This is a genomic window from Streptomyces spororaveus (genome assembly GCF_016755875.1).
GTDB classification, from domain to species: Bacteria; Actinomycetota; Actinomycetes; order Streptomycetales; family Streptomycetaceae; genus Streptomyces; species Streptomyces spororaveus.
Genome location: NZ_BNED01000005.1, coordinates 2310251 through 2331730, shown reverse-complemented (window position 1 = coordinate 2331730; position 21480 = coordinate 2310251). Strand labels below are relative to the sequence as shown.

The following is a 21480-nucleotide window of genomic DNA, read 5'->3' as shown; positions in this document are numbered from 1 at the left end:
GACGCAAATCCGACGCACGTGACGCACGTTTGACGCACTTGTTGACGGTGTGTCAGGCGTAGATGGGCGCCTCTCGCATCAGGGTGTGACCCTGCTGCGAGAGCCGCCCCTTTTCGAACAACGCGCGGATGCCGCGGCTGGACGGAGTCTCGGCCACCCGGACCGTGGTCGCCGAACAGCTCGCCGACGTGCTGGTACTCACCACCTTCGACCTGGACCAGCACGTCTTCGGCGCGCTGCGCGCCGACGCCTCTGGCTTCCTGCTGAAGGACATTGACGCCGACGGCCTGGTCGACGCCGTGCGCGACCCTGACGCGCCGACCGGTCGGGTTCCCGTCCGGCGCCCCTGCCGGGCCGGTCCAGCTCGCGACACTCCCGGCGCAGCCCGGCGAGGCTCGTGGTGAGGAAGTACGCAGTCCCGGCGGCCAACAGCACCGGTACGAGTCCGGCTGACGTCACCGCCGCCCCCATGAGGAGTCCGCCCAGGGGGACGCCGGCCCGGGCCACAGAGTCGCCCACGGCGTTGACCCGGCCCAGCAGCCGGCGCGGAATCCGTTCGTAGAGGACTGCGCCCAGGACTGGGTTGAGTAATCCCGCGCCGAACCCACTCACCGCGAACACGGCGAGCGCCACGCCCATCGGCGCGTCAGCCGCCAGGACCATGAAGCGCGGCGCCCCGGCAAGCAGGAACCCGGCAAAGAACACCGCCCGGCGGCGCAGCCGGTGCGCGTACACGGCGGCGACCACGCTCCCGCCGAGTGCCGCCGCTCCCGTCACCCCGCCCAGCAGCCCGATCGCCGCGGGCCCGTTGCCGGACTGTCTGGCCCAGACGGGGATGAGCACGGTGGAGAATCCGGCGTCCAACAGGTTGGTGACCCCGACCATGACCACGATGGTGAGCAGCAGCGGCTCGCCGCGCAGGAAGGCGAGACTCTCCCCGAACCGCCGCCAGTAGCCCGCCTCGCCCCTCTCCTCCAGCTCTTCCGGCGCACCCTCCGCTCCTGGCTCCGGCCGGCCTTCCTCGTCCGGTGATTGGGCGGGCTCGGCCGCGTACCCCATACCGCGGGGCAGTGTTAAGGCGATGATCAGCGAGCCGAGAACGAAGCAGGCCGCGTTGACGGCCAGACTCGTCAGCGGGCCCAACAGCGCCACCAGACAACCCCCGGCGGCCGGGCCCACAGTGGCAGCGAGCCGCTCGATCACGCCGGACAGCCCGGCCGCCCGTTCCAGCCGGACCTGGCCGCGCTCGGCGGCCTCCGGGACCATCACCTCCTTGGCCAGGTCGCCGGGGCCCCGGGCCGCCCCGATCAGCGCGACCAGGACGAGCAGGGCCGGGAAGGAGAGCAGATCCAGGGCGTGCAGCAGCGGTACGGCGGCTGCGGCGAGCGCGCTGACCAGGTCGGTGGTCCAGGAGACGGTGCGCGGGCCGGTCCGGTCGATCAGAGGTCCGCTGAACAGTTTGACCACGACGTAGGGGGTCATCTCGCAGAAGGCGACCAGTCCGGTCCGGGCGGCGCTGCCCGTGGTGGCGAGCACGAACCAGGGCAGGGCAACGGCCGAGACCGCCGTACCGGACAGGGAGACGGCCATAGCCGTCAGCACTCCGCCGAGCGGCCGTAGGGCGCGCCGCCCGGCCGCGGGTTCGCCGACGGACTCGGCCACGGACTCGGCGGCCGGCCCGGCACCGTCCACCGCGCTCACTCCCCTGTCAGGCGGTTCATGCCGTGCTCGTACAGCTTCGTCGTGGAGAGCATGAGGAAGCCGACGACGCCGAAGAGCCAGGCCGTGTTCTCCCGCGCGTTGCGCCGGATCCAACGGTCGATCCGGTTCAGGGCGGGGTGCAGGGCGCGGCCCGCGATCTGCTGGGCGAGGGCGGCCAGTACCGCCGGGCCGATCATCACCAGGCAGTACAGGGCCAGCAGAGCGGCCTGTTCCGCCCATGGCTGCCGGCTGCGGTCGAGGATGTCGATGGCGGCCAAGTAGGGGAACATCGTGGTGATTTCGAGGGCCACGGCGACGAGCGCCACGGTCACGACGCCGCGTGCGGTGGCCTGCGAGCCGACCGCCGCCTCCCGCCACCGGGTCAGCCGGCCCTGGTTGCCCTCCTCTCCCTTGTGGTCCCTGTCGCGTTTGACGAAGCCGTAGTAGAGCCCGAGGAGCAGGAGCGCCCCGCCGGCCACCGCGACCACAGTGTCGCCGGCGTGCGAGGCGACGGCGTCGCCCAACGGCTCCCTGACCGCCGAGAGGCCGCCCAGCAGCAGGAGTCCCAGGGCCAGGTATCCGGCGCCGACGATCAACAGATACCCGTAGACGTTGCCGATGCGCAGGCCGCGCGGGGTCAGCAGGAACCAGACCGGGATCGCCAGGGTCGACACACTCACCGTGTCGAGCAGGGCGAGGGGCAGGATCTGGCCGAGAACGTCCACGGGGGCCTTTCGCAGGAGAACAGGGGAGAGGGGAGGGAAGCGGGAGTCACCCGACCCCGGGCAGCCAGGTGTCCCGGCGTCCGGTGGCGTGGGCCACGCCGGTGAGGACGCCCGCGCTACCGGTCCGCAGGTCGCCGGAGAGCTTGAAGTTGCCCGCGCCCGGATAGTGCAGCTCGTCTTCGCGCAGGCGGACTTCGTGCAGGCCGAGCTGTCGTGCATGAGGTGAACTGCTCGTAGCCCGCGGGGATCTCCGGCAGGTCGGCGAACCGGAGCATCGCCGCGTACTCCGCCCCGGCCCGGGTGACCGCGTCGGCGCCCACCAGGTCGTAACCGGCGTACGGTCGAGCCTCCTTGAGGACGACCTCGCGTCCGGTGGGCAGGTGGGTGGTGAGGTAGACGCCGCCGGCGTCGGAGAAGTGCAGCGTCTTGTCGACGCGGTACGGGGGCACGGGGCCGGCGTCACCGGACGGTCCCGGCGCGGGGGCGGTGAACGCCTCGGGGACGGTGACGAACGCCGGGGCACGGAACGGCACTGACCGTACGTCCGGGACCAGCCGGCCCTCGGGGTCCGCCAGGGCGAGACTGATCCCGCCCTTGGGGGTGCGACAGAAGCGTCTGGCGTAGGCGCCGTAGCGGACATGCACCACGCTGTCGCCGATCCGGAGGTCCGAGAGGATGCGTGGGCCGGGTACGCCGTCCAGCAGGGCAGCCAGTTCCTCGGCGCCCTCGCGCGAACGGCGCTCGTCCGCCGGGTAGAGGACGATCCCCTTGCCGCTGATCTGCCGGGGCGCGTACTTGGCGTTGACCAGCCACGCGTACTCGTGCCGGGCGAGGAACTTGAACGGGGTGCCGTTCCCGAAGCAGTACCGCGCGACGGTGTCGAGCACGCCGGGGAACGTGTCCGGGGTGACGGCCACATGGATCTTCCAGCCCTGGCCGCGCAGGGGTTCGGGGCCAGGCCGGCAGACGGTCCAGATGCCGTGCCGGGCCTGCTGCCAGCCGTCGGCGAGTTCGGTTCCCGTGCCGCCGTCATCGCCGTCGGCGAGGCACACCGGGCCCTTGCGCGTGCGGTGAAAGCGCGGGTCGTCGGGGTGGGCCTGCCAGCGGGCGATGTCGTCGTACGCGCGCGGGTCGGCAAAGGTGTACAGAAAGTGTTCCATCGCCGTCCTCCTCAGACACTCACGCTGTCGTCGACGTCGACGTCGACGTCCGCATCCGCGTCGACCGTCGCCTCGTAGATTCCGATCGCGTCCCACATCGGGGCCGTCACGTCGGTCTCGCCGTCCACGCTGCGGCTCTTGCCCTTGCGCGGATCGACGAGGTGGTAGTTGGGCACGGCACCGACCCGGGCGGGGACGTCACCGGTGATCGGGTTGCCGAGGACGCCCAGCGGGAAGGACGGGGCGATCACGACGGGCACCCGGGTGCCGAGGACGGCCAGGTGGAAGGGGGACGCCCCCGAGCCCGCCGCGAGCCCGGACAGGAACGCCACCGAGGCGGGGTACACGAGGATCCCGCCGTAGGCGGTGGCGATTCTGGTGTGCACCGGGCTCCAGAGAACTGGCTGGTGTGGTCCAGGAGTTGGCAGTCACCGGGCTTTTGGTGAGCGCGGCCAGCGCCGTAGGGCTGACGAAGTCGCGGGCCGAGTCCGTCAGGCCCGCGGTCACCTTCTAGTGTGGGCGATTGGCCGACAGCCAGTTGAGGCAGAACGGCAGATGGGCGGTGGACAGCGTGCCCGTCGCGAGGACGAGGAGGCAGGCTCCGCGTTCCTTGCCCGCCGCGCTCTGGTCGAACTCGACCACTGTGTCAGCCATGCCACTTCCCGGGTTCGGTCGGATCAGTCATCGTCGCTCCGCTTCCGGGATCGGTCGAGACCGCCGATCTCCTCCCGCAGTTCGTCCATGATGCTTTCGCTCTTCTTGCCCTTGGAAGACCGATAGTCCTCCCACAGGTCCATTACTCCCAGCAGAATGAGGAGAAGCCCGACAGGGCCTCCCTGGAACCACTTGACCTCGATGTCCCAGAAGAACGCAGCGAGAATCGCACCGGCCACGATGAATGCAATTCCGAGGAATTTCTTGAAGTTCATTTCCACCTCGCTGATTCACGCACTCTTTACGCTTCTGTGGGCTCTCGCATCGCATCCTAGTCGACACGAACACGCCCACCGATGGCGAGGCCGAAAACCGACCGGCGAAGCTGTCCGAAATCTTCGACACCGGGAAATGGACGCCGTCGAGAACCTTCACCGTGACTTCGTCCGCAATTTCGGACCAGCAGTACAAGGACTCTTCCGGAACGAGGGGATCCCGATTCCCACCGAACACATGGACCAGCCACGTCGGGACGCCACCAATGGCGTGAAGTCGCCGCGCCAGCACGTCGTCCGGGGCGTCGGGCCCCGTGGGGTCGGTCCAGGGGATACGGGGATCCGCATAAGACGCCAGAGCGAGGGCTTTCGGCAGCGGGCCGCCGCGCTCGTGAAAATACCGCGCCACGAGATAGGCAAGGAGACCTCCCATGCTCTGCCCGAAGAGCACATAATTACCGCCGCCCTGTTTATCGACCCCGCTTTCCGTCACCGTTCCGCGACATGTTCCGCCAGTGCAGGGACCAGGTCATCGGCACTCCGATAAAGGCGACGACCGGCAATGTCCGGGTGTTTCGGCAGCTCCAGGGCGATGACGTCCAGGCCGTCCGGAGCGGTGCGGACCCAGTGATCGAATACCGTGGGTCCGCCGCCGGCGTGGTGCAGGCAGATCAGCTTGGTCCGCGAATCCTTCACAGCCCCTCGCCCTCTCTCTCCAGTATGCTCACGACCCGGCGTGTCAACGCGTTCTCCGTCGGGTACTTGAAAATGTCCTCCTGGTCGAGTTCGCAGCGCAGCGCGTCCTGGAGGGCCCGTCTCAGCAGGATCGCGGAGAGTGAGTCGAGGCCGAGCGAGAAGAGGTCGATGTCCGGAGCCGGCGTCTGCCCCAGCACGCGCCGCACACCCCGGCGCACCTGAGCGGCGACGAGGCCGTGCCGATCCGGGTCGACATCCGATTCCGGTTCTGGATCCGGGTCCGGGCCACTGAACGGCATCCGCAACACCGCCTGCTCGATGCCCAGTCGACGCCGGTCCGTCTTGCCGCTGGACGTCAGCGGGAACGCGGACCGGAAGGCGTAGGCCGCCGGCAGCATGGGGCGCGGCAGCCCGCGGGCGAGGAAGGCGTCCAGCTGCCCGGCTGCCGTACCGGGGTCGAGGCCGGTGCCAGGGACGACATGAGCGACCAGGCTCCGCTGCCCGTCGATCTCGGCATCGAGCACGACCGCTTCCCTGATCAGGGGATGCCCGAGGAGCCGGGCCTCGATCTCGCCCGCCTCGACCCGTACGCCGTGCGCCTTGAGCTGGGTGTCCGTCCGGCCCAGGTGCTCAAGGACACCGTCGGGGCGGCGCCGGGCCAGATCACCGGTGCGTAGAGCCGACCAGGACCGAACGGATTCGGTACGAACTTGCCTGCGGTCAGATCCGGTTGGCGCAGGTATCCGCGCGCCAGACCCGCGCCCGCTACGCACAGCTCTCCGACGGCGCCCGGCGCCACTTCGGCGAGGTGCTCGTCGACCACGTGGACCTGGACGCCGTCGATGGGCCGCCCGATCGGAGTGACCGCGGAGGTCGTGGCGTCTTGGAACTCGGTGGCCCCGTAGTGGTTGTGGAGCCGGGCCCCCGGCAGCCGGCGGAAGAGGTCGCGCAGCGGGCGGGTGATCCGTAGCTGCTCGCCCGTGGTGACGACCTCGCGCAGTCGCAGCCCGGAGAAGTCGTCGGGGACTTCGGTCACCGCGCGGGCGAGGTGCTCCAGCAGGGTCACTGGGGCGAAGACCCGCTCGATCCGCTCGTCCCTGAGAAATCCGGCCAGGGCGAAGGGGCTGTGCCGCGTCTCGTCGTCGGCGATGACGAGGGTACCGCCGCCACAGAGCGTCGAGAAGATCTCGTGGAAGGCGAAGTCGAAGCTGAGTGCGCACAGTTGGGCGGTACGCAGCCGCCCGCCGCCCGGCCGGACCCGCTCGTGCCAGTGCAGCAGGTTGACCAGCGCCGCGTGCGTCATGACGGCACCCTTGGGCGCCCCTGTCGACCCGGAGGTGAAGACCGTGTAGGCAGCAAGGTCGTCCTCGGCCGCCAGCTCCCCGTCGGGATCGTGGAAGTCGGGCTCGTAGAGGTCGGGCGCGAGAAGGTCGGGGATCACGATGGCGGACTCGGCCGGGATCAGGCCGGCCAGGGTGAGGTCGGGGGCGGTGAGGTAGGACGTGTCGGGGCCGTACCTGGGACTGGTCACCGGATGGCACCCCTCTGGGAGCGTGAGCGCGGATACCGAAGGCATCGGGGGTGAGGCCGGCGACGGGGCATCCGTCGTGACGATCACCTCGATGCCCGCCGTGGCGATCACGTGCCCGGTCCGCTCCGGTGGATCGGCCGGGTCGATCGGCACGTACGCGGCGCCCGTGCTCATGATCCCCAGCATCGCCGCGACGGCCTCGGGAGAGCGCGGCAGCCGCACTCCCACGAAGTCGCCCTCTCGGACTCCGTATCGGCGGAGTCCTGCGGCCACGCGCACGGCCATCGCGTCGAGGTCGCAGTAGCTGATCCGACGGGAGCGGTGGACCAGCGCGGTGGAGTCCGCGCGGGCTCCTCGGCCGTGCCGTGCGACCAGGGCGTGGACGGTGCCCTGGAAGGCCGGTTCAGCATGGGTGCGAACCGAGGGACGGGAAGTAGTCCTCCCGGGTGCCGTCCCAGCGGATGTCCCAGGTGGCGCAGTGCAGGGAGCCGCCGTACTCGAAGACATTGCGGAAGGGCACGGTCAGCACCTCGAAGCCGAGGCTCGATAGCAAATCCTGGAGGGGCTTCTCCCGCTCCTCGCAGACGACCTTCGTCGGGGAGAGGATCAGCACGTTCAAGGACAGCCACTTCGAGGACTGGCAGTACGCGGGCATCTGCTCGTTCGTCAGCACGGGCTGCGGAGCCTCGATGAGCTTCCGATTGATCTAGAGTCCGTTTTGCCCATCGTGCGTCACTGACCTGCGATTTTCTTTGACCTGCTTTGGGCTCTCCATGTTTCCGATGACGCACCACGTGGAGTGCGTCGCGATCCTGGAGCCCATCGCGAAGGGCGCCTGACCGGCGGTTCGGTGTCGGGGTGGGGTGGGTCGGTGATCGGTTCTTGGCTGTAAACGATCGTTGAGATGCGGGGGAGGCCGAGTAGCGTGCCATGTGCACGCCAGCTTTTCTTCCTGCGGACAATTCGGAGTACCCCGGTGGGCCCAGCCCCGTCCCTGCACGTGACGCTCCTGCGGCCGGCGGCGCGTGCGTTATTCACCGCCTTCGCTTCCGAGGGTCTGCCCGGCGAGCTGCGGAGGGCCACGGCCAGTGTGTGGCCGGAGTGTGACGGCGTCCGGGGCGAGGGCGGGTGATGAGCGCGGGACCGAGGGGGATGCGGCGGCTCAGTGCCCGGCTGGTCGGGAACCTGCAGCCGCCCGTCGGCGGCGGGGACGCCATCCCCGCGATCGGGCAGGCCCTGAGCCGGGTGCGGGGGCGGCCCGTACGGCTGCGCGGCGCGGTCTTCCCGCCCGCGACGGCCAGTGGGCTGTGGATCGACCGCACCGGCCACGACCTGATCGTCTACGAGGAGAACACGGATCGCGAGCACCAACTCGTGATCATCGGCCACGAGGTGTGGCACATGTTCCAGGGCCACTGCGGCAGCGTCACCCAGCACGGTCCCACCGCGTCGCGTGCGGGAGGGTACGAGGAGGACGCCGCGCTCGCGCACCTCATGACCGTGATCTCCGAGGCCGTCGACGCCGATCTCCCGTCCACCGGGCGCATGGACGCGGCCCTCCACGTCGCCACCCGTGCCGGTGCCCGCCAGGCGGAAGAGGAGGTCGACGCGGAGCGCTTCGGCTTCCGGTTCGCCACGGACGTACGGGCGGCCCTCGACCAAGCACGCCTCTCGGCCGACCCGCGGGGACTCGCCGGGCGCATCCAGGCCTCGATGGCCCACCGCTTCCGCCGGACCTGACACGTTCTCGGCACATCTCCTGCCACGCCCGTACCGATGGGAGAGCGACAGCGTGACATCCGCACCCGGCAATCTCGGCTTCTACCTCAGCGGGAGCGTCCTTCTGCTGATCGGCGCCTCGAAGTTACCCGCGTTGATCCGCAGGCCGCACGACATGCTGCTGCGCGCGGCCTGCCTGCTGCTGTTCACCGGGGGATGCAACATGCTCCTCGCGGCTCCGGAGTCCATCGTCCAGCTCAACCGGCTGTCCGGGACGGCCAATCTGGCCGCGCCCGTGGTCTACGCGACGACGACCGCGTTCTCCGGGGCGAGTCTCCTGCTGATCATCAACTGGCGCCCGGCGCCACCGCGGCAGACCCGGCGCGCCTCACGGCTGTGCGTGAGCGCCTACGGGCTGGTCGTGCTCGCCGTCTTCCTCCTGTACGGGGCCGGGAGCACCCCCGTGGAACAGGTCGCCCTGTTCGACGTCTACTACGCCAACACCCCGTACATCCGGGAGATGATCGTCACCTACCTGGTGGCACAGGGTGTGGCCATGATGGTCGCGTGCTCGCTGTGCTGGCGGTGGTCCAGGGAGGTGCACGGGTCGCTCCGGGCAGGTCTGCGCACCCTGGCCCCCGCCTATCTGATCATCGTGTGCTACGTCGCCATGAGGCTGGTGGCGGTGGCCGCACGGTGGTCCGGACACAACCTGGACTTCCTCGTCGACCAGGTCTCTCCCCGGCTGGCCGCCCCCTCCGCCGCGCTCGGTGCCGTCGGGTTCCTGCTTCCGCTCGCCGGTCCGCCCGTGGCGACGGCGGCCCGGTCCGTACGGCAGCTGTGGCAGCTCGCCCCGCTGTGGCGAGCTCTCCAGGACGTGTCCACCCCGGGTGCGGTGCGGGCCACGCTGCCCTGGTGGCGAACCCCGCCGGCCATGCTCCTGACGGGGCGGAAGACCGCCCTGTACGACGCCATCCTCGCGCTGACGCCCCACTGCGACCCCGCTGTCCGGGAGTCGGCCCACCGCGCGGCCCTCCGCAGGGGCGACGACGCTTCCTCCGCGGAGGTCACCGCGGACGCGGCCATGATCCTCGTCGCCCGCGAGCGGCAGGCCGCCGACGCGGAACAGCCACCGGACGGCACGCCCCGATCGCCGTGGCACGCACGGGACTTGGTTCCCTTGTCTCTCGCACTGGCGTCGCCCGTCGTCCGTGACATCCACCGGCAATTCGCGCCCTCGGAGAAAGCAGCCCATCATGCCTGAGCCCTCGAACCGTAGTCCCCGGCGGGTTGTCGTCATCGGGGGCAGCATGGCGGGCATGCTCGCGGCCGCCGCCGTCAAGGGCCACGTCGACTCCGTGGAGATCGTCGAGGCCCATGAACTGCCGGCCGGGCCCGATCCGCGTACCGGCGTCCCCCAGGCCGTCCACATCCACTGGTTGCAGACCGCCGGGGCGGAGGCGATGGACGCTCTGCTGCCGGGCAGTGTCGACCTGCTGCTGGCGGCGGGCGCCCACCGCATCCCGGTGACCACCGGCATGGTCATCTGCTCGCCCGAGGGCTGGTACCGCCGCTGGGAGCGCGCCACCCACCATGTGATCACCGCGAGCCGGGACCTGACGGACTTCGTCGTCCGGGAACACGTCATGAAGGACCCCCGGGTCAGCGTGCGTACGCGGACCAGGGTCGTCGGTCTGCTCGGCGACCGGCACACCGTCACCGGCGTGCGGATCCGGCGCGCGGACGGCACGGAGGCCGAGGTGCGCGCCGACCTGGTCGTCGACGCGGCCGGTCGGGGCGCACGCACGCCGCAGTGGCTCGACGGGCTGGGCGTCAGCGGCCTCGCCGAAGCACACGTCGACTCCGGCTTCACCTACGCCAGCCGCGTCTACCGGGCCCCCGTCCCCACCCGCGGCTGGCCCGTGATCGGGGTGCAGGCCGACCCGCGCCTGCCCGGGCCGGGCAAGTCCGGCGGCATCCTGCCGATCGAGGGCGACCGCTGGCACGTCAGCTTGATGGGAGCCCCCGGCGGACGCCCCACGGACGACGCGGAAGCCTTTGAACCCTTCGCCCGCACCCTGCGCCACCCCGTCATAGCCGATCTCCTGCGGCACGCCGAACCACTCACCGGCGTCAGCGTCACCCGCAGCACCGCGAACCGGCGCCACTACTACGAACGGCTCCGCTCCTGGCCCGAGGGCCTCGTGGTGCTGGGAGACTCCGTGGCGGCTTTCAACCCCGTGTACGCGCAAGGCATGTCGGTGGCCGCGCTGGGCGCCCTCGCCCTGCGCGATCTGCTCGCGACCGACCCGGGTCCCGGTCTGGCCCGCCGTGCCCAGCGCGCCATCGCCCGGCCGGTCGACGCCGCGTGGACCCTTGCGGTGGGGCAGGACATCCACTTCCCGACCACCCAGGGCAAGCGCCCGAACCCCGCCGACCGTCTCCTCCACCGCTACGTCGGCCGCCTGTCCCGTACCGCGACCGGCTCGTTCCGCGCCGCCACGGCCCTGACCGACGTGCTGTCCCTCCAGGCGCCGCCCACCTCCCTGGTCAGGCCCGGCGTGCTGCTGACCGCGCTCATCGGCCCCCTGCGGCCGCCGAGCGACGGCCCCTCGTTCACCCCGGCCGAACGGGCCCTGCTGAACGGGCTCGACGCGCGCGACCCGGCGCACGGGTAGGGGGCACGCGCCGCGCCCAGCGACCGCGCCCACGCGCCCACGCGCCCACGCGCCCACGCGCCCACGCGCCCACGCGCCCACGCGCCCACGCGTGGGCCGTGTCCTGACCCGGACCGTCCGGGCTCCTCCCGCGACGGCCGGCCGGTTCGCGCGGTGGGAAGAGAGACGAAACCGGTCAAGTATTCTCATCGCCGACGATCATGGTCGGACGATCGGGAGAATGGCGGGCGATGGACACGAACTCTCCCCGGCCGGAGGGCCCCGCGCACGCGTACGGGCCCTTCGCGCACCTCACCGCCCCGAACGTGCTGCTCTACCGCTCGGTGATGCGGGCCTTCCTCGTGGCCAAGGAACGCTTCGCCGTGCATCTGCGGCCCGAGGACGTGTACGCGGCCCTGCCCGCCGCCGTACGCCCCGGTGAACTCGAAGGCGCCGTCGGCGCGCTGGACAAGCTGGTCGCGTGGGGGAACCTGCGGGCCGACCCCGACACCGGGCGGGTCACGGCCGTCGAGGACTTCTACCGCAAGCGGTTCATCTACCAGCTCACCCGGGAGGGCGAGGCGGCCGAGGAGGCCCTGTCCGCCTACGACGAGGCGCTGGGGCGGCGGGGTGCGCTCCAGGCCGTGGCGCTGCACGACATCGTCACCCAGCTGCGCGTCCTCCTCGTGCTGGCGGCCGAGGACGAACCGGATCCGGCCAAGACCCATCTCGCGCTGGACGGGCTCGCCAGCCGCTTCGCGGCGCTCGCCGACAACGCGCGGGCCTTCATGGGGTCCCTCCAGCGCACCATCGACCTCCACGACGTGGGGGAGGACGTCTTCCTCGCCTACAAGGACCAGCTCATCCAGTACCTGGAGCGCTTCATTCAGGACCTGATCACCCTCGGCGGCCGCATCGCCCGCCTGATCCTGGAGCTGGAGGACGAGGGCCGGATCCGGCCGCTGCTGAGGGCCGCCGCCGCGCGTGAGGCCGCGGACGCCACCCCGCAGGAGGCCGCGTACGCCGAGCAGGCCGCGTACGAGCGGTGGGCCGGCCGGTGGTCCGGGCTGGCGGCCTGGTTCCTCAGCCGTGACGGCCGGGAATCGCAGGCCCGGCTGCTGCGCGGCCGGGCCCTCGGGGCGGTGCCCCAACTACTGGCCGTCGTACGGTCGCTCAACGAGCGGCGGGCCGGGCGTTCCGACCGCTCCGCCGACTTCCGTACGCTCGCCCGCTGGTTCGCCGAAGCCCCCGACGACGACGCCCGGCACCGGCTGTGGCGCACCGCCTTCGGGCTGTACCCGGCCCGGCACCTCACGGTCGACGCCGAGACGCTGGCCGCCCGGCACGCCCGGCCCGCTCCCGCGTCCACCCCGTGGGCCGACGCCGAACCGCTGCGCATCAGCCCGCAGCTGCGGCGTACCGGCAGCTACGAGCGGCGCGGCAAACCCCGCAAGGTGGAGGACCGCCGGGAAGCACGCCGCACGCTCGCCGAGGTGGCCGTCAAACAGGCCGCGGAGATCGCGGCCGCGCGGGCCCGGCTCGTCACCGACGGAGTCACGCGGCTGTCGGGGATCGGAGAGCTCGACCCGGTCAGCTTCCGGCTCTTCCTCCAGCTCCTCGGAGACGCCCTGGCCACCTGGCGGCCCGGTATGACGCACACCGTGGCCACCAGCAACGACGGATCCATGGAGATCCGGCTCACCGCCCTGGCCGACGGATCCGCAGCCGAGGTCCGCACACCGGGCGGAGTCTTCCGCGGCCCCGACCACACCATCGAGATCACCGAACTGACGGCAGGAGGCGACGGACGATGAGCACCCCGCTCGCCGAAGTCCTCGACGGGCAGCACGCCGCCGAACTGCGCAAGGCCGCCCGCGCGCTGCTGAAGCAGCCCCTGCTGCTCGCCGGCGGCGCGTACGCCGACGAGTTCCGGCTCGTCCGCCGGCACGCCTCCGACCTGCGCGAGTGGTTCGACCGCAACACCGGCTGGTCCCTCCAGGTCGACGCCGAGACCGCCCGGCTGGGCAAGACCCCGGCCCGTCTCGCCGATGCCACCCATCCGGCGCGCGAGGCCACGCGCAGCGCCGCTCCCTTCACCCGCCGCCGGTACGTCCTGCTCTGCCTCGCGCTCGCCGCCCTCGAACGCGGCGAGGCGCAGATCGCCCTCGGCCGTCTCGCCGACCAGGTCGTCCTCGACGCCTCCGACCCCCAGCTGGCCGCGACCGGCATCCGGTTCACCCTGGACCGCCGCGACGAGCGCCTCGACCTGGCGGCCGTCGTACGCCTCCTGCTCGGCCTCGGAGTGCTGCGGCGCGTCGCCGGCGACGAGGAGGCGTACGTCAGCGGGGCCGGAGACGTCCTCTACGACGTCGAACGGCGGGTGCTCGCCGGGCTGCTCGCGACCAGGCGCGGCCCCTCCACCGTCCGGGCGGCGACCTTGGACGAGCGGCTCGTCGAGCTCACCACCGAATCGGCCCTCGACAGTGACGACCTGCGCTTCCGCGCGATGCGCCGCTCGCTCACCCGCCGACTGCTGGACGACCCGGTGCTCTACTACGACGAACTGACCGACGCGGAGCTGGGCTACCTCACCCGCCAGCGCGGATTCCTCACCGCGCGCATCACCGAACTCACGGGCCTGGTCGCGGAGGTCAGGGCCGAAGGCATCGCCATGGTCGACCCCGAGGACGACCTCACCGACGTCCGCATGCCGGAATCGGGAACCCACGGCCACGTCACCCTGCTCCTCGCCGAGCACCTCACGAGGGCCACCGCGGCGGTCGTCCCCACGGCCGATCTCGAACGTCATGTCGCCGGACTCGCCGCCGAGCACGGCGGGTTCTGGTCCAGGTCCGCCCGTGAGCCGGGCGCCGAGGGCGAGCTCGTGGAGCGGGCCGTCACCAGGCTGGCCGCCCTGGGCCTGGTCTCCCGTACCGCCGAGGGGGTGGTGCCGCGCCCGGCACTCGCCCGGTACGCGGTCGGCGAGACCGTCGTCCTCGAACCCCGCACCGGCGGCACGTCCCAGGTACCCGCACAGCGAAAGGCCCCACAGCGTTGACTCCCCGTGCCGCACTCCCGGCCCCCGCCCGTACCCGCTGGCAGCCCCTGCGGATCGGTCTGGTCGATCTCTTCCACTACGACGTGGAGGAATTCCACTTCCGCGACGGCCGGCTGCTGCTCCGGGGGAACAACGGCACCGGAAAGTCCAAAGTGCTCGCCCTGACCCTGCCCTTCCTCCTCGACGGGGACCTCGGCGCGCGCCGGGTGGAACCCGACGGCGACGCCGGGAAGCGGATGGAGTGGAACCTGCTGCTCGGAGGCGAGCACCCGCACTCCGAACGGCTCGGCTACACCTGGGTGGAATTCGGCCGCCGCGACGAGGTGAGCGGCGAGGAGCAGTTCCGTACGCTTGTCTGCGGGCTCAAGGCCGTCAGCGGGCGCGGTATCGCCCGGCACTGGTGGGCCGTGACCGGTCAGCGGATCGACCACGCGTCGGCCGAGGTGCGGTCGCCGGGGGCGCTCAGCCTCCTCGACGCCACCGGCACCGTGCTGTCCCGGGACCGGCTCATCGAGGCGGTCGCCGGACACGGGATGGTCTACGACCAGGCCAAGGCCTACCGCCGGGCCGTCGACGAGGCGCTCTTCGGACTCGGCGAGCAGCGCTACGCCGCCCTGGTGGACCTGCTGATCCAGCTGCGCCAGCCCCAGCTGTCCAAGCGCCCCAACGAGGCCGCCCTCTCCCGGGCCCTCACCGAGGCACTCCCGCCCATGGACCAGGCGGTCATCGCCGACGTGGCCGAGGCCTTCCGCTCCCTCGACGAGGAGAAGGAGGAGCTGAGGGCCGCCCGCGCGGCCGAGCAGGCCGCCTCCGGGTTCCTCGACCACTACCGGCGCTACGCACGCGTCGCCTCCCGCCGCCGTGCCCGCCTTCCGCGCACCGAGCACTCGAAGTACGAGCACCTGCTGCGCGACCTCGCCGAGGGGCAGGCCGAGAAGGCCGCGGCCGAGGAGGAGCGGGCGGCGGCCGATGAGCGGATCGCCGCGCTCGCGGAGACCCGCGCGAGGCTGGAGGCGGTCGACGCGGCCCTGCGTGAGGGGCCGGAGATGCGCAGTGCCCATGAACTGGAGCGGGCGGCAAAGGAGTTGGAGCGCTCGGCGCAGGACGACAGGCGGGCCCGATCCGACCGGGAGGAGGCCGCGCTGCAGCACACGAAGGCACTCGGCCGCCTCGGGGCCGCGGAGAACCGGCTCCGGGCCGCCCGGGACCGGGCCGAGGACACGCTGCGCCTCGCGCAGGAGGCCGCCACGGCGGCCCGGCTGGAACTGCCGGGCGACGAGGGGCTGACAGCGGCCGAACTGCGCGCCGCGGCCGCCGGGGCGACCGACCGCCGCGGCCGTACCCTCGCGCACGTGGAGGAGCTCGCGGACCGGGCGGAGGCGGCGGCGGCCGAGCGCCGGGCGGCCGCAGTGCGGCTCGACGAGACGGAGGGCGACCTGGCGCACGCCGCCGAGGCGCACGGCGCGGCGGCCGAGGCGGTGACGGCCGTGGGCCGGGCCCTGGTGGACGCCGTACGCGAGCATGCGGGCCGGTGCGCGGAGCTGGCGTACGCCGATCCGGCCGGACTCCTGGACGAACTCCAGGAGTGGATCCGGCACCAGGACGGGCCGTACCCGGCACGTCGGCACGGATCGCGGGCGCACAGCGCCGCGGCAGCGGTACTCGCCGACCAGGCAGCGCGGTCGGCGCAGCGCGGGGCGGCTCTGTCGGCCCGCGTCCGAACCGCGGAGCAGGAGCTGACGGAGCTGGAGGCCGGCGGGCGCCGCGGTCCGCAGGCCCCGTACACCCGGACGCCCGGCTCGCGCGACCAGGCGGCCGGAGCCCCGCTGTGGAGGCTGGTCGACTTCCGGGACGAGGTCGCGGACCACGAGCGAGCGGGTCTGGAGGCCGCCCTGGAAGCGGCCGGGCTGCTGGACGCGTGGGTGCGGCCGGACGGCGCGGCCCTGACGGCGGACGGCCATGACGTACTCCTCGACGCGCGGCGGGGTCCCGTCGAGGGGCCGTCGCTGGCCGAGGTGCTGCGCCCGGCCGTCGACCACGGCGATGCCCGGGCGGCCCAGGTGGGTGAGGAGACCGTGGGCCGGATCATCCGGGCGGTCGGGCTCGGCGCGGCCGCCGGGGACACCGGTGCCGGGTCGGCGGAGGCCGGTGCCCCGTCCGCGGCCACCGGGCCGGCGGGTGACACGTGGGCCGCACCCGACGGGCGGTACCGCGTGGGGGTCCTCATGGGCCGGTGGGCCAAACCTGCCGCGGAGTACATCGGCGAGGGCGCCCGGGAAGCCGCGCGGCGCACCCGCATCACCAGCCTGCGCGCCGAACTCTCCCTCCTCCAGCAGGAGTCGGAGTCCGAGACCGCGCACGCCCAGGACCTGGCGGCCCGCCGCCGCACTCTTGACGCCGAGCTGGCCGAGGTGCCCGACGACGGGCCGCTGACCCGGGCGCACGCCCGCGCGGCAGCCGCCGCCGACACCGTGCGCCAGGCCAGGTCCCGCCGCGAGGCGCGGGCCGCCGAAGCGCGGGCCGCGGCCGAGCGGTCGCAGCTGGCGAGCACCGAGCTCCAGGAAGGCGCCGCCGACCTGGGGCTGCCCCCGGACCGGGCCGAGCTGGCGGCCGTCCGGCAGGCCCTCGTCGAACTCGCGGCGGTGCTGGCCGCGCTGTGGCCCGCACTGCGCGAGCGGAGCGAAGCCGCCGACCAGGCGGACGAGGAGCGTGCGGAAACCGGCCGGGCGGGGGAGCGCGCCGCCGAACTCGCCCTGCGCGCGGAGGAGACGGCCCTGGAGGCGGCGGCCGCGGACGAGCGGCTCGCCACGCTGCGCTCGACCGTGGGCGAGGCGGTGGCCGAGCTGCAACGGCGGCTCGTGGGGACGGCGGAGGCCCTGCGCGGCTGCATGGCCGATCAGCGGTCCTCCCAGGAGCACCGCACCGCGGCGGACCGGCGGGCCAGCCGGGCCGAAGGCCGCATCGAGCAACTGGAGAAGGCGGTCACCGAGGCGGCCGCCGCCCGCTCGGAGGCCATCGCGGCGCTCCAGCGCTTCACCACCACCGGGCTGATCGCCGTCGCGCTTCCGGAACTCGCCGTCCCGGCCGTCGGCGACGGTCCGTGGGCAGCCACTCCGGCCATCGCCCTCGCCCGCTCCCTCGAATCGGAGCTGTCGGCGACCGACGACTCGGAAGCGGCCTGGGAGCGCGTGCAGCGGCGGCTGAGCGAAGAGCACAAGACCCTCCAGGACGCGCTGTCCCGGCACGGCCACAGCGCCTCGGCCCGGATGGTCGAGGACGGCGTGGTCGTCGACATCGTCTACCAGGGCCGCGAGCGGGCCGTACCCGAACTCGCGGAGGCGCTCGCGGTCGAGGTCGGCGAACTCACCCGCATCCTCTCCGCACACGAACGCGAAATCCTCGAAGCCCACCTCATCACCGAGGTCGCGGGCACCCTCCAGGAGCTGATCGCCACAGCGGAACGGCAGGTGCTCGCCATGAACGCCGAGCTGGAGGACCGTCCGACCTCCACCGGCATGACGTTGCGGCTGGTGTGGCGAGCCTCCCGCAAAGCGCCGGCCGGTCTCGCCCAGGCCCGTGGCCGCCTGCTCCAGACCGCCGACGCCTGGACCCCCGAGGACCGTGCCGCGGTCGGGGAGTTCCTGCAGACGCAGATCGCCCGGCAGCAGACCGAGGACGCGGCCGGCAGCTGGCTGGAACACCTCACGGCGGCCCTCGACTACCGCTCCTGGCACGAGTTCGCCGTCGAGCGGCAGCAGCACGGACGCTGGGTGCCCGCCACCGGTCCCGCCTCCGGAGGCGAACGGGTCCTCGCGGTCTCCGTCCCCCTGTTCGCGGCCGCCTCCTCGCACTACGCGAGTGCGGCCAGCCCGTACGCACCACGGCTCGTCACCCTCGACGAGGCGTTCGCCGGTGTCGACGACGACTCGCGGGCCAAGTGCCTCGGGCTCCTGCACGCCTTCGACCTGGATGTCGTCATGACCAGCGAACGGGAATGGGCCTGCTACCCGCAGGTGCCGGGCATCGCCATCGCCCAGCTGTCCCGCGTCGACGAGGTGGCCGCCGTCCTGGTCACACGCTGGGAGTGGGACGGAACGGCCCGTACGCGGCACGAGGACCCGGTGCGTGCGGCGGATCCGGAGACCCTGTGGGCGTGAACGGCACCGACGCCACCGACGGCACTCCGGTCGACGAGGAGCGCCTGCGCCGCCTCCTCGGCGGGCCCGACCTGGCCTGGCTGCTGGAGCGCGTACGCCGTCGGCTGGAGCGCGGGCAGCAGCTCACCGGGCCCGTCTCCCTCGCCACGGCCACCGCGGCCCAGCGGGCGGCGGCCGAGCGACTGCTGGGCCGGGCCCCGAGCGGCGGCAGGGCGCTGACCGTCCGGCTCGACGCCGTGGACGCCGTACTGGTCAGATCGGGTATCAGCCCCGGGGGCCTGACGGCGGCCGTGACCGCGCTCACCGGGCCGGTCGTCCCCCTCGAAGAGGTCCGCCGGAGCGAGGACCGGGCCTGGGCGCAGGCGTACGCTCCGCTCACCGCGCTCGCCGGGGAGGATCCGCGTCTCGCGCGCTGGGCCGGCCGGGTGCGCGACGACGGACTCGTACGGCGCCTCGCCCGTACGCCGGAGGCCGCACGGCCGCTCCTCGACCAGGTGGCCCGCGTCCTGCGCGCGCTGCCGGCCGAACCGCCGCGCTCCCTGTCCGTGTTCGCCGCCGACCTGCTGGGGAGCGCCCACTCACTGGACGACGGGACACCCGCGGCCACCCTGTGCCTCTCCGGGATCCGCGCCCTCACCGGGCATCCGGACGGGGCGGGCGCGGCATGGCGGCGGGCCGCCTGGGCCTCCGCCGGCCTGCTCCGGGACGACGTCTCCTCCACCGTCCTCGTCCTCAACCTCCGTGGGACACCGGCGCTGGACTGGATGGCCGACGTGGGCGACCCCTGCGTCCTCACCCTTCGCCAGCTCGCCCACCGTCCGCCGCCGACCACGCCGCCGGTGGTCCACATCTGCGAGAACCCGGCCGTCCTCTCGGCCGCGGCCGACACCCACGGCCCCGACGGGCTGCCGCTCGTGTGCCTGCAGGGCCAGCCGTCGGCCGCCGCCCTCGCCCTCCTGGCACACCTCCACGCGCTCGGTGCCGCCTTCCGCTACCACGGCGACTTCGACTGGGGCGGCCTGCGCATCGCCATGACGCTGCGCGCACACGTGCCGTGGGAGCCGTGGCGCTATACGGCCGCCGACTACCGGGCGGCGGTAGCCGCGGCCGGTCCCGCTCCCCAGCCCCTGACGGGGGCGGCGGCACCCTCACCGTGGGACCCGGATCTGGCACGGGCCCTCACGGAACACGGCGTGCGCATGGAGGAGGAAGCGGTGCTGGACGCGCTGCTGGCGGACCTCGCGGGCCGAGGGCAGGACACCCCCTAGAACTGGCCCCGGTTCAGCGCCGTCTGGAGTGCCTTCACCGTCGCGGGGCCCCAGGCGCCGTCCACCGCCAGGCCCGCACCGGTCATCTTGTTGAGGTGCGTCTGCAGGGCCTTGTACGTCGCCGGGCCCGCGGCGCCGTCCACGACCAGGCCGGCCCCGCTCCACGTGTTGAGGTGACGCTGGAGCCCCCGGACGGAGTCCGGCCCCCACTGGCCGTCGACCGTGACGCCGATCGCCCGCTGGGTGGCCTTGACGGTCGCCGGGCCGAAGGATCCGTCGACGGTCAGGGCGGCGCCGTTGTCGAGGCCGCCGTTGTACGCGGCTTCGGTGGCGGGTCCCCACAGGCCGTCGGCGCCGACGCCGAGTTTCGTCTGGAGCCAGCGGACGCCCGCGTCGGTGTGGGGGCCCCATATGCCGTCCACGGTGAGTGCGGGGCTGTAGCCGTATCCGTTGACCGCCTGCTGCTGGGAGGAGACCGAGCGCACCGACGTCATCCCGCCGCCACCACCGCCCGTACCGCCGGAGCCCGAGGCGTACGCGGCTTCGGTGGCGGGTCCCCACAGGCCGTCGGCGCCGACGCCGAGTTTCGTCTGGAGCCAGCGGACGCCCGCGTCGGTGTGGGGGCCCCATATGCCGTCCACGGTGAGTGCGGGGCTGTAGCCGCGTCCGTTGACCGCCTGCTGCTGGGAGGCGACGGAGCGCACCGACGTCATCCCGCCGCCGCCAGCGCCCGTACCGCCGCCCGAGCCGCCGATTCCGCCCGTGCCCTCCCGGACCGGGATGCTGGTCGCCTGCATCCCGCCCTGCACCCAGGCCCGCAGACCGGGTCCCGGACACTGGGTGGACTGCCCCGAGAGGCCGCCGTGCCAGGTCGGGGTCAGCGTCCGGCCGGTGTTGGCGTTGGCCGCGTTGTACAGGGCGCGGAGCGCCGAGAGGGCCCGCGGGGTCGCGTCCCCGTCGTATCCGATGAAACAGGCGCCGATGTGGGTGGTGTTGTGACCCGTGGCGTGCGCGCCGACGACGTCCCAGCCCCGGCCCTCGTAGATGCGGCCGTCCCGGTCGACGAGGAAGTTGTAGCCGATGTCCGACCAGCCCTGGCCGTCCATGTGGTAGTTCTGGATCGCCCGGACCGTCTGGGACGTGGGACCGTCCGAGTAGTGCACGGTGAATCCGGTCCGTTCCGACAGGGGGACCCGCGTGACCTCCTTCGGCGGGCGGGCGCCCCACTGGCTGCGCGAGTAGTAGAACAGCGGCTGGCTCGGCTTCGGCGGCGTCGGGCCGTCATCGCCGCCGCCGGGGGGAAGGAACGCGCCGCTCGTAAGGTACGGGTAGAGCTTTCCGGGGCATTCGGTGTCGAAGACGTCCAGGTGACCCCGGACCAGGGGACCGGCCTGGGCGTTCGACCGCAGCCAGCCGACCAGCTCGCGGATGGTGGCCACCATCTCCCCGTGGACCTCGTCCTCCAGGGCCATCATCCCGCAGACGGCGAAGTAGTCCTGGTTGGCACCGGGGATCTTGACTTTGCTGGGGGGCTCCGCCCCGTTGGCGGCCGAGCGCACGTCGGATCCCCGGCCCTCGAACACGATGCCGTGGTTGCAGACGAGGTAGTTGTAGGCGATGTCGTCGTACGTGTCCTTCGACGACCAGAACGGCGGGTCCATCTGCATGCGCTGGATGTCGCGCACGTGCGCGGCGCAGTCGTCGTGACGGCTCTGCGCCTCCTTGCCGGGGCCGAGGTGGTGGACGACGACGCCGCCCCTCCAGGGCGAGAAGGAGAGCGTCTCGGGCTTCTTGCGGGGGCGGGCGCCCCATTCCTCGCGGGTGACGATGGTGAGCATCGGGTCGGTTCTCCGTACGGGTTCGGCAGGATGGGCTGAGC

The 21480-nt window shown here is 72.6% G+C and carries 18 protein-coding genes and 1 pseudogene; 8 read left to right on the top strand and 11 right to left on the bottom strand.

What is annotated here, in order from left to right; all coding sequences use genetic code 11:
• Positions 1–128: 128 nt before the first annotated feature.
• A pseudogene (locus tag Sspor_RS41560) lies at positions 129–245 on the top strand (DNA-binding response regulator); the annotation flags it as partial.
• Here Sspor_RS41560 and Sspor_RS13045 read toward each other — a convergent pair.
• From Sspor_RS13045 to Sspor_RS13005, 10 genes are all read right to left on the bottom strand, one after another.
• Positions 199–1692 (bottom strand): MFS transporter, encoded by a 1494-nt coding sequence (locus tag Sspor_RS13045; RefSeq protein ID WP_237403844.1) that lies wholly within the window; start codon positions 1690–1692, stop codon positions 199–201. The pseudogene Sspor_RS41560 and the gene Sspor_RS13045 sit on opposite strands and share 47 nt — an antisense overlap.
• A gap of 5 nt (positions 1693–1697) precedes the next feature.
• Positions 1698–2426: a GAP family protein gene (locus tag Sspor_RS13040; RefSeq protein WP_202199290.1), complete on the bottom strand. Its 729-nt coding sequence runs from the start codon at positions 2424–2426 to the stop codon at positions 1698–1700.
• A 116-nt stretch (positions 2427–2542) separates the two neighbouring features.
• Positions 2543–3586, bottom strand: coding sequence for a class III lanthionine synthetase LanKC N-terminal domain-containing protein (locus Sspor_RS13035; RefSeq protein WP_202199289.1), 1044 nt, complete (start codon positions 3584–3586; stop codon positions 2543–2545).
• Between the two features lie 11 nt (positions 3587–3597).
• The gene (locus tag Sspor_RS13030) at positions 3598–3972 is read right to left on the bottom strand and encodes a hypothetical protein (protein WP_202199288.1); all 375 of its coding nucleotides are present in this window, start codon (positions 3970–3972) and stop codon (positions 3598–3600) included.
• A gap of 124 nt (positions 3973–4096) precedes the next feature.
• Positions 4097–4240: a hypothetical protein gene (locus tag Sspor_RS13025; protein ID WP_202199287.1), complete on the bottom strand. Its 144-nt coding sequence runs from the start codon at positions 4238–4240 to the stop codon at positions 4097–4099.
• A gap of 23 nt (positions 4241–4263) precedes the next feature.
• A complete protein-coding gene (locus tag Sspor_RS13020) occupies positions 4264–4515 on the bottom strand; it encodes a hypothetical protein (protein ID WP_202199286.1) in 252 nt (83 codons plus the stop codon).
• A 489-nt stretch (positions 4516–5004) separates the two neighbouring features.
• A complete protein-coding gene (locus Sspor_RS13015) occupies positions 5005–5211 on the bottom strand; it encodes a thioesterase domain-containing protein (RefSeq protein ID WP_202199285.1) in 207 nt (68 codons plus the stop codon).
• Entirely contained in the window at positions 5208–5735 is a 528-nt protein-coding gene (locus tag Sspor_RS13010; protein WP_237403843.1) for a phosphopantetheine-binding protein, read from the bottom strand. Before Sspor_RS13010 ends, Sspor_RS13015 begins: the two co-directional genes overlap by 4 nt.
• Positions 5736–5749: 14 nt before the next feature.
• Complete coding sequence (locus Sspor_RS40565) at positions 5750–7249, bottom strand: AMP-binding protein (RefSeq protein ID WP_237403842.1); 1500 nt, start codon at positions 7247–7249, stop codon at positions 5750–5752.
• The gene (locus Sspor_RS13005; protein WP_237403841.1) at positions 7146–7415 is read right to left on the bottom strand and encodes an arginine deiminase family protein; all 270 of its coding nucleotides are present in this window, start codon (positions 7413–7415) and stop codon (positions 7146–7148) included. Before Sspor_RS13005 ends, Sspor_RS40565 begins: the two co-directional genes overlap by 104 nt.
• 479 nt (positions 7416–7894) lie before the next feature.
• Between Sspor_RS13005 and Sspor_RS13000 the strand changes: the two genes are divergently transcribed.
• From Sspor_RS13000 to Sspor_RS12970, 7 genes are all read left to right on the top strand, one after another.
• Complete coding sequence (locus Sspor_RS13000; protein ID WP_202199283.1) at positions 7895–8482, top strand: toxin-antitoxin system, toxin component; 588 nt, start codon at positions 7895–7897, stop codon at positions 8480–8482.
• A 52-nt stretch (positions 8483–8534) separates the two neighbouring features.
• Positions 8535–9725 (top strand): DUF6545 domain-containing protein, encoded by a 1191-nt coding sequence (locus Sspor_RS12995; protein WP_202199282.1) that lies wholly within the window; start codon positions 8535–8537, stop codon positions 9723–9725.
• Positions 9718–11139, top strand: coding sequence for an FAD-dependent oxidoreductase (locus Sspor_RS12990; RefSeq protein ID WP_202199281.1), 1422 nt, complete (start codon positions 9718–9720; stop codon positions 11137–11139). Before Sspor_RS12995 ends, Sspor_RS12990 begins: the two co-directional genes overlap by 8 nt.
• A 230-nt stretch (positions 11140–11369) precedes the next feature.
• Positions 11370–12932 (top strand): TIGR02677 family protein, encoded by a 1563-nt coding sequence (locus Sspor_RS12985; protein WP_202199280.1) that lies wholly within the window; start codon positions 11370–11372, stop codon positions 12930–12932.
• A complete protein-coding gene (locus Sspor_RS12980) occupies positions 12929–14176 on the top strand; it encodes a TIGR02678 family protein (protein ID WP_202199279.1) in 1248 nt (415 codons plus the stop codon). The genes Sspor_RS12985 and Sspor_RS12980 overlap by 4 nt, the downstream gene beginning before the upstream one ends.
• The gene (locus Sspor_RS12975) at positions 14173–18333 is read left to right on the top strand and encodes a TIGR02680 family protein (protein WP_237403840.1); all 4161 of its coding nucleotides are present in this window, start codon (positions 14173–14175) and stop codon (positions 18331–18333) included. Before Sspor_RS12980 ends, Sspor_RS12975 begins: the two co-directional genes overlap by 4 nt.
• Positions 18330–19601 (top strand): TIGR02679 family protein, encoded by a 1272-nt coding sequence (locus Sspor_RS12970; RefSeq protein ID WP_237403839.1) that lies wholly within the window; start codon positions 18330–18332, stop codon positions 19599–19601. The genes Sspor_RS12975 and Sspor_RS12970 overlap by 4 nt, the downstream gene beginning before the upstream one ends.
• Here the strand turns inward: Sspor_RS12970 and Sspor_RS12965 are convergent.
• Complete coding sequence (locus tag Sspor_RS12965) at positions 19598–21439, bottom strand: peptidoglycan recognition protein family protein (protein ID WP_202199277.1); 1842 nt, start codon at positions 21437–21439, stop codon at positions 19598–19600. The two genes, Sspor_RS12970 and Sspor_RS12965, sit on opposite strands and share 4 nt — an antisense overlap.
• Positions 21440–21480: the final 41 nt, after the last annotated feature.